This is a genomic window from Trebonia sp. (genome assembly GCF_049794275.1).
Classification (GTDB): Bacteria; Actinomycetota; Actinomycetes; order Streptosporangiales; family Streptosporangiaceae; genus Trebonia.
The window spans coordinates 1-6,267 of sequence record NZ_JBARCR010000221.1 but is presented as its reverse complement, the minus strand read 5'-3'; the positions used below and the strand labels follow the sequence as shown (position 1 = coordinate 6,267).

Genomic DNA, 6,267 nt, shown 5'->3' with positions numbered 1-6,267 from the left:
CTCTGGGGCACGCCATCGAGTACGCCGTGCTGGACCGGGCCGGGCGGCTCCAGCTACCACGCGATATGACCGACACGCTTGGCATGCGCGACCGGGTCCGGCTGGACCTAGAGCCCGACCACATCGGTGTCTGGCCCGACCAGCGCCCTAAGGGCCAAGCCGGTTCGGGCCCCGCTTCCTCGCCGGCCGCTTCCCCGGAGGCTGACGCGTGACGCCGATCATCGACGTGACGGACGTGACCCGCACCTTCGGCAGCGGCCCGGCCGCCACCGCCGCGCTGCGGGGGATCAATATGACCGTGGGCGAGGGACAACTCGTCGCCCTGCGCGGCCGGTCGGGGTCGGGGAAGACCACGCTGCTCAACATCGTCGGCGGCCTGGATGCACCTGACTCTGGCGCGGTGCGCATCGACGGCAAGGACGTGACCTCGATGAGCGAGCAGCAAAGGGTGCACCTGCGGCGGGAGACCGTTGCCTATATCTTCCAGTCGTTCAGCCTGCTGCCGGGCCTGTCGGCGGCGGAGAACGCAGGCGTGCCGTTGCGCATCGCAGGCATGGCCCCGAAGGCGCGCGAGGAGCGGGTCGCCACGATGCTCACGCTCGTCGGCCTGGCCGACCACGCCAGGCACCGGCCAGGCGAGCTCTCCGGCGGCCAGCAGCAGCGCGTGGCCATCGCCCGCGCGCTCGCGCCGCGCCCCCGGCTGCTGCTGGCCGACGAGCCCACGGGGCAACTGGACGCCGAGACCGGCAAGCAGATCATGCGCCTGATCCGCTCCGTCGTCCGGTCCGAGGGCGTGACCGCGCTGCTCGCCACCCACGACCCCACCCTCATGGACATCGCCGACTCGGTCCTGCACCTGACCGACGCACGATCCTGCGGGAAAGCTAGAGCGAGCTGTGTACGGCTCTTCCCGCGGGAGGCGTCCTAGGTGCCGAGCGCCGGTTCGGTGCCGTCGGCGTGGCGCGTGCGCGCGTCGCTGATCATCAGGACTGCGGTGTTGAGGATCGCCGCGGACAGCATCGCCACGATCAGCAGCCAGAACAGCCAGGCGGGCCAGCCGTGATGCTGAACGATCTGCCAGGTCTCCCCGGTGGCCAGCAGGGTGGCGCCCGCCGCCACGGTGAACCACCCGGCGGTCTTGCTCTGGAAGCTGGCCATCTGCTCACGCTGGGTCGGGGTGAGCTGTGCCAGCATGGCCTGCCGCAGCGCCTTGTACCAGCGACGGTGCAGCAGGTACATGACCGGTGGCAGCAGCCACCACCACGCCGATGGCCGGGCCTGCGCTGCCTGGGCAGCTGCTGCCTTGCCCTCGATCCCCGCGCGGTCTACATCCAGTTCGTTGAGCTCGACCGAGCCCTGGTAGAGCGGCCCGGCTACCAGCAGCCACGCCCCGGCGAACGTGGCCCAGGCGATTACCTCGTCCATAGGGCCCGATTACCTGACATCCGCATGGTCACCGAGGCGCCCCGATGACCACACCCTCGTCCGCGGAGACCGTCCCTGCACCGGGGGTGCGGCGGTCATCATGCCGGCACCTCGCGGCCGGGCTCGGACACGTCGCTCCAGCTGGACAGGGCCCGCACCAGGGCGTGGACGAGGCGGTCGAAGCTGCGGTCGACGTCGCTGGGGAAGGCGAAACCGTGGTTGGCCTCCAAGGAGATGAATCCGTGCAGGGCGGCCCGGTAGGCCCGGATGGCGTCGACGGCGTCGTCACCGGCGAGGCCGTAGCCGTTCATTACCGCCACCAGCACCGTGATGGTCCGGCGGGACACCTCTTCGTGCTCGGCGTCGCCGGGGGCCGCACCTCGCTCGGCGGCCTGGTAGCGGCCCGGATGGTCCAGCGCCCAGGCGCGCCAGGCGTGAGCCATCGCGACCAGGGCATCGTCGCGCGCCCGGCCGATGGCGGCACGGCCCAGCACATCGGCGAGCTCGGCCTTCCCCCGCATGGAGATGAGCCGCTGGAGGGCGTCGATGCTGGCGACGTGCTTATACAGCGACGGCTGGCGCACCCCGAGGCGGGCGGCGAGAGCCGCCAGGGTGAGCTGGTCCAGCCCCACCTCGTCGGCCAGGTCCGCCGCCTCGGCGACCACCCGGCCGGTGTTCAGCCCGGCCCTAGGCACGGGCGGCCGCCCTGAGGAAGGCGAGTGTGAGCGCAGCCACCTGGTCAGGGTACTGGTCGTGCGGGCCGTGCCCGGCGCCGTCGATCATGGCCGGGCACCGTTCAGGCGAGGGCATGCTTCCGGATGAAGCTCGTGGTGAGTGCGGCGACCTCATCTGGGCACTGCGCGTGCGGATAGTGGCCGCCCCTCTTGATCATCGCGACGGCGCCGAGTCCGGCGGGCATCGCGGCGACGATTCCCTCGGCCTCGGCTTGGGGGTCGGCCCAGTCGGGGTCCTCGGTACCCATGATGACCAGGGCCGGGCAGGAGATGCGGGGCAGCGCGGCGCCCGCGTCGGCGGGGGACGTCTTCAGGGTCTTGAGGAACTCGGCCATCCGGCCGGGTTCGGACAGCTTGGCCCGGAGCGCCGCCACATAGGCGGCGTAGTCGTCCGGCTTTTCCGGGTAGGCCAGGTCCAGGTAGCGGAACCAGCTCTTCAGGCTGTGCAGCAGCATCACGCCCATCATCCCCATCGTGCCGCGGCGGTAGCGCCGGATCCGCAGCAGCCCGCCCAGGCTGTACTGCACCTTCCGGGTGAACGGGCCGATCTCGACGACGCCGCTGACCAGGTCGGGCGCCGTCGCGGCGGCGATGGTGGCCGCCCCGCCCGACAGGGAGTGCCCCACGATGACGGCCGGTCCGCCGCCCAGGTGCCTGATCAGCGCGACCAGGTCGCCGGCGACGTCGGTGCGGGAGATCGACTTCCAGTCGCCGGTGCTCGACTCGCCGTGCCCGCGCATGTCCGGCGCGGCGACCCGGAACCCGGCCCGCACCAGTTCCGGCGCCAAGAACCGGTAGACCTGCCGGCGGTCCCCGATGCCGTGCGACAGCACGATCAGCGGGCCATCCCCGGTGACGTCGTACGCGATCCGCCCGCCCTTGATGTCGAGAAACTCGGTCATGCCACCCTCCAGAAAGCTATTTCAGTTAGCTTTAAAGCTAGCTTTAATAGCTTACCACGTCAAGGGGAGAGAGGACAAAGTCCCGCCTCTTGACAGAGAGCGACTAATCAATCACGATATGTAAGCGGCAAACGCGAGCGATCCCGGGCACACGGGTGCGAACCGGACGTCAGTGGCCCGGGATCACCCGGACAGACTGGAGGCTGCCATGACCTGGACCGGCATGCGCAGGCGGCCGCGGCGGCTGGTAGTCGGCGTTGTCGTTCCGCTGGTCCTGGCGGTGGCCGCGGGCGGGACGGCGGCGTTCCTCATGCGTGCGCACGCGAGCGGCGCCAATGCCGCGCCTAATACGGCAAGCCGCATGTCCAAGGACAGCGTGTCCGGCAGTCTGGTGAGCGCTCCCGCCTTCAGCAAGGTCGCCGCCTCCGGCGACACCGTCGTCGCCGTGGGCTCGCAGGACTCCGCGATCCCGTCCTTCAGCGTCTCGACCGACGGGGGCCGCACCTGGACACCGGCGTTCATGGGCAGTCAGGCCGGTCCTGTCACCGGCCATCCGGCAACGACCGTGGCGGGCGGCCCCGGCGGCTGGGTGGGGCTCGGGCCGCACGCCATCTGGGTCAGTGCCGACGGCATGAACTGGATGCTGGTCTCCGCCCGCGGGCTCGCGGGCCCCGGGGAGACGATCTCCGGCCTGGCGAAAGACAGCTGGGGGTACCTTGCCACCGGGACCGCCCAGTCGGGCACCGGCCTGGTGTGGACGAGCCCGAACGGGCTGAACTGGCATAGGTTCACTGCGGCCCGGTTCGGTCTCGTAAGCGTCCCTGGTGAACAAGTCTTCGCGATGACGGACGCCGCCTCGGACTGGAACGTGACGCTCATCGTCGGGTTCGCGAACAAGGGCGGCAAGACCTGCGCGTACGTGTGGCGCAGCCTGGACAACGGTGCCGCCTGGCGCACGGTGGTGGTACCCCAGACCAACGGCGCGGGCTGGACGTTCGCCGGGCTGGCGGGTGACGCGGGTCATTTCATCGCGGTGCGGCCGGGCGCGACCGGCGGGCTCGCCGACGCCGTCGTCTACACCTCCGAAGACGCTGTGAACTGGCACTTCGCCACGACGATCGCCGACTCCGCCGGGTTCACGCCGCGGCAGGTGACGGCAGGCTCCGGCGGCACGGGCCGCTTCGTGGTGACCGGCCGGGACCGGCAGGGCCACGTGGTCGCCTACACCAGCACCGACAACGGGGCCACCTGGGCTCACAGCGAGGGCTTTGGCGTGGTCCCCTCTGCCTGAGTACGGCGGGTCAGGGCGCGAGGTCCCGGACCGCGAATCACCGTGATCCGGTGACGCCCCCTCACCTGGCCGGCGGCAAGCCTGGGGTCCTGCCAGGCGAATTCCGACCGAAGGGGGATCCTCCGTGAGCACCGAACAGCGACAGAACCTCGAAGCAATCCTGCGGCAGTCAGCCTTCCCCGCCGACAGCGACGTCAACGAGCAGCGGCGACAGCTCCGGGAGTTGATATCGGCGCAGCCGCTGCCCCCCGACGTGACCGTGACCGCGGCCGCACTGGGCGGCGTCCCGACCGCCGAGATCACAGTCGACGGAATCGAACCTCGCCATACTGTCCTGTACTTCCACGGCGGCGTGTACGTGATCGGGGACGCCTTCCTCGCCGCCGACCTGGCCTCGCAGGTCGGCCGGCGGACCCGCGGCAAGGTCATCTCCGTCGACTACCGGCTCGCCCCCGAGCACCCGTATCCGGCAGCGGTCGACGACGCCCTGGCGGCCTACGAAGCCCTCCTGCGGGGCGGCACAGCCCCATCGGACATCGTCTTCGCGGGAGAGTCCGCCGGCGGCGGGCTCGCCATCGCCACCCTGGTCAACGCCCGCGATCACGGGCTGCCCCTGCCCGCCGCGGCCTTCGTCATGTCACCGTATGCCGACCTCACCCTGGCCGGGGAGACCATGGAAACCAAGCGCGACGCCGACCCGCTGCTCAGCCCGCAGGCACTCCGCGCCCGAGTGACCGACTACACGTCGGGGCACGATGCCGCTCTCGGCCTCATCAGCCCGATATTCGCCGACCTGGCCGGCCTGCCGCCCCTGATCATCCAGGCCGGAACTCACGAGGTTCTCCTCGACGACGCCATCCGCCTCGCCCGGCAAGCTGCCGTTGCCGACGTGGAGGTTACCCTTGACGTCACTCCCGGGGTGCCCCACGTCTTCCAGGCTTACTACCCGATCCTCGACGAGGCGGCCGCGGCGCTGGACAGAGCCGGACAGCTCCTGTCGGCGCATCTCGCCAGCGCGGAACGCGTGACCGCCTTCGCGGACGACAGGAGTTCGACATGAGCGACGCGCTCGACTGGAACGCTACGACCATCGCGGAGTTCCGAGCGAACGAGGGCCGGGTTGGCGGGAACTTCGCGGGCGCCCCGATGGTCCTGGTGCATCATCGCGGCCGTAAAAGCGGGCGGGAGTACGTCACCCCGACGATGTACCTCCCGCACGACACCGCGCCGGACGTCATCTACGTCTTCGCAACCAAGGCTGGAGCACCCACCAACCCGGACTGGTACCGCAACCTGACCGCCGCCGGTGACGGCAGTGTCGAACGTGGAACCGAGACATACACGGTGACCGTCCGCGAACTGACCGGCGCTGAACGCGACCGCGTCTACGCCGAGCAAGCGCGGCGCTACCCGGGCTTTGCCGAGTACGCACGCCAAACCGTTGGAGTCCGCACCATTCCCGTGCTCGAACTGAGGCGGATGTAGCCCGCTAACTAGCCTGCACCGCCTGCGGCTCGCGCGGCCGCACCGTTCCGTCCGCCATGATGTCGCCATCGGGGCACGGCCACTGGACTTGCCCGCCCTCGAACTGCTCCTCGTACAGCGACGCGTACAGCCCGCCCTGGCGCAGCAGATCTCGATGCGAGCCAGATTCCGTGACCCGGCCCCTGTCGATGACATAGATGACGTCCGCGCTGACGATGGTGGACAGCCGGTGAGAGATGGCAATGGTCGTCCGCGAGCCCATCAGGGCATCCAGCGCTTTCTGCACCTCCCGCTCGCTGGCGCTGTCCAGCGACGAGGTCGCCTCGTCCAAGATCAGGATGCGCGGGTCGTGCAGTAGGACGCGGGCGATGGCCAGGCGCTGCTTCTCCCCGCCCGACAGCCGGTACCCGCGTTCGCCGACGACAGTGTC

8 protein-coding genes and 1 pseudogene are annotated in these 6,267 nt (G+C 70.2%); 5 read left to right on the top strand and 4 right to left on the bottom strand.

Annotated features, from left to right (window positions below; translation table 11 throughout):
* Together WA805_RS06410 and WA805_RS06405 are read left to right on the top strand one after the other, a co-directional pair.
* Positions 1 to 212: pseudogene (locus WA805_RS06410) on the top strand (hypothetical protein); the annotation flags it as partial.
* Positions 209 to 928, top strand: a complete 720-nt coding sequence (locus tag WA805_RS06405) for an ABC transporter ATP-binding protein (RefSeq protein ID WP_425241873.1) — start codon at positions 209 to 211, stop codon at positions 926 to 928. The pseudogene WA805_RS06410 and the gene WA805_RS06405, both read left to right, overlap by 4 nt.
* Here the strand turns inward: WA805_RS06405 and WA805_RS06400 are convergent.
* The 3 genes from WA805_RS06400 to WA805_RS06390 form a co-directional block, all read right to left on the bottom strand.
* Complete coding sequence (locus tag WA805_RS06400; RefSeq protein ID WP_422280504.1) at positions 925 to 1,425, bottom strand: hypothetical protein; 501 nt, start codon at positions 1,423 to 1,425, stop codon at positions 925 to 927. The genes WA805_RS06405 and WA805_RS06400 overlap by 4 nt on opposite strands.
* Positions 1,426 to 1,523: 98 nt before the next feature.
* Complete coding sequence (locus tag WA805_RS06395) at positions 1,524 to 2,120, bottom strand: TetR/AcrR family transcriptional regulator (RefSeq protein ID WP_422280502.1); 597 nt, start codon at positions 2,118 to 2,120, stop codon at positions 1,524 to 1,526.
* A gap of 101 nt (positions 2,121 to 2,221) precedes the next feature.
* Complete coding sequence (locus WA805_RS06390; protein ID WP_422280500.1) at positions 2,222 to 3,061, bottom strand: alpha/beta fold hydrolase; 840 nt, start codon at positions 3,059 to 3,061, stop codon at positions 2,222 to 2,224.
* Positions 3,062 to 3,269: 208 nt separating this feature from the next.
* Between WA805_RS06390 and WA805_RS06385 the strand changes: the two genes are divergently transcribed.
* The 3 genes from WA805_RS06385 (at position 3,270) to WA805_RS06375 (ending at position 5,837) form a co-directional block, all read left to right on the top strand.
* Positions 3,270 to 4,352 (top strand): hypothetical protein, encoded by a 1,083-nt coding sequence (locus tag WA805_RS06385; protein ID WP_425241872.1) that lies wholly within the window; start codon positions 3,270 to 3,272, stop codon positions 4,350 to 4,352.
* 124 nt (positions 4,353 to 4,476) lie between these two features.
* A complete protein-coding gene (locus tag WA805_RS06380) occupies positions 4,477 to 5,412 on the top strand; it encodes an alpha/beta hydrolase (RefSeq protein ID WP_424560468.1) in 936 nt (311 codons plus the stop codon).
* Positions 5,409 to 5,837, top strand: coding sequence for a nitroreductase family deazaflavin-dependent oxidoreductase (locus tag WA805_RS06375; RefSeq protein ID WP_422285783.1), 429 nt, complete (start codon positions 5,409 to 5,411; stop codon positions 5,835 to 5,837). Before WA805_RS06380 ends, WA805_RS06375 begins: the two co-directional genes overlap by 4 nt.
* A gap of 4 nt (positions 5,838 to 5,841) precedes the next feature.
* Here the strand turns inward: WA805_RS06375 and WA805_RS06370 are convergent.
* On the bottom strand, positions 5,842 to 6,267 hold a 426-nt coding region (locus tag WA805_RS06370; protein WP_425241871.1), incomplete at its 5' end, for an ATP-binding cassette domain-containing protein.

Excerpts from the sequence above, each read along its gene's own strand:
- WA805_RS06400 (WP_422280504.1), bottom strand. The coding sequence starts at position 1,425 with ATGGACGAGGTAATCGCCTGGGCCACGTTCGCCGGGGCGTGGCTGCTG.
- WA805_RS06390 (WP_422280500.1), bottom strand. The coding sequence starts at position 3,061 with ATGACCGAGTTTCTCGACATCAAGGGCGGGCGGATCGCGTACGACGTC.
- WA805_RS06385 (WP_425241872.1), top strand. The coding sequence starts at position 3,270 with ATGACCTGGACCGGCATGCGCAGGCGGCCGCGGCGGCTGGTAGTCGGC.
- WA805_RS06375 (WP_422285783.1), top strand. The coding sequence starts at position 5,409 with ATGAGCGACGCGCTCGACTGGAACGCTACGACCATCGCGGAGTTCCGA.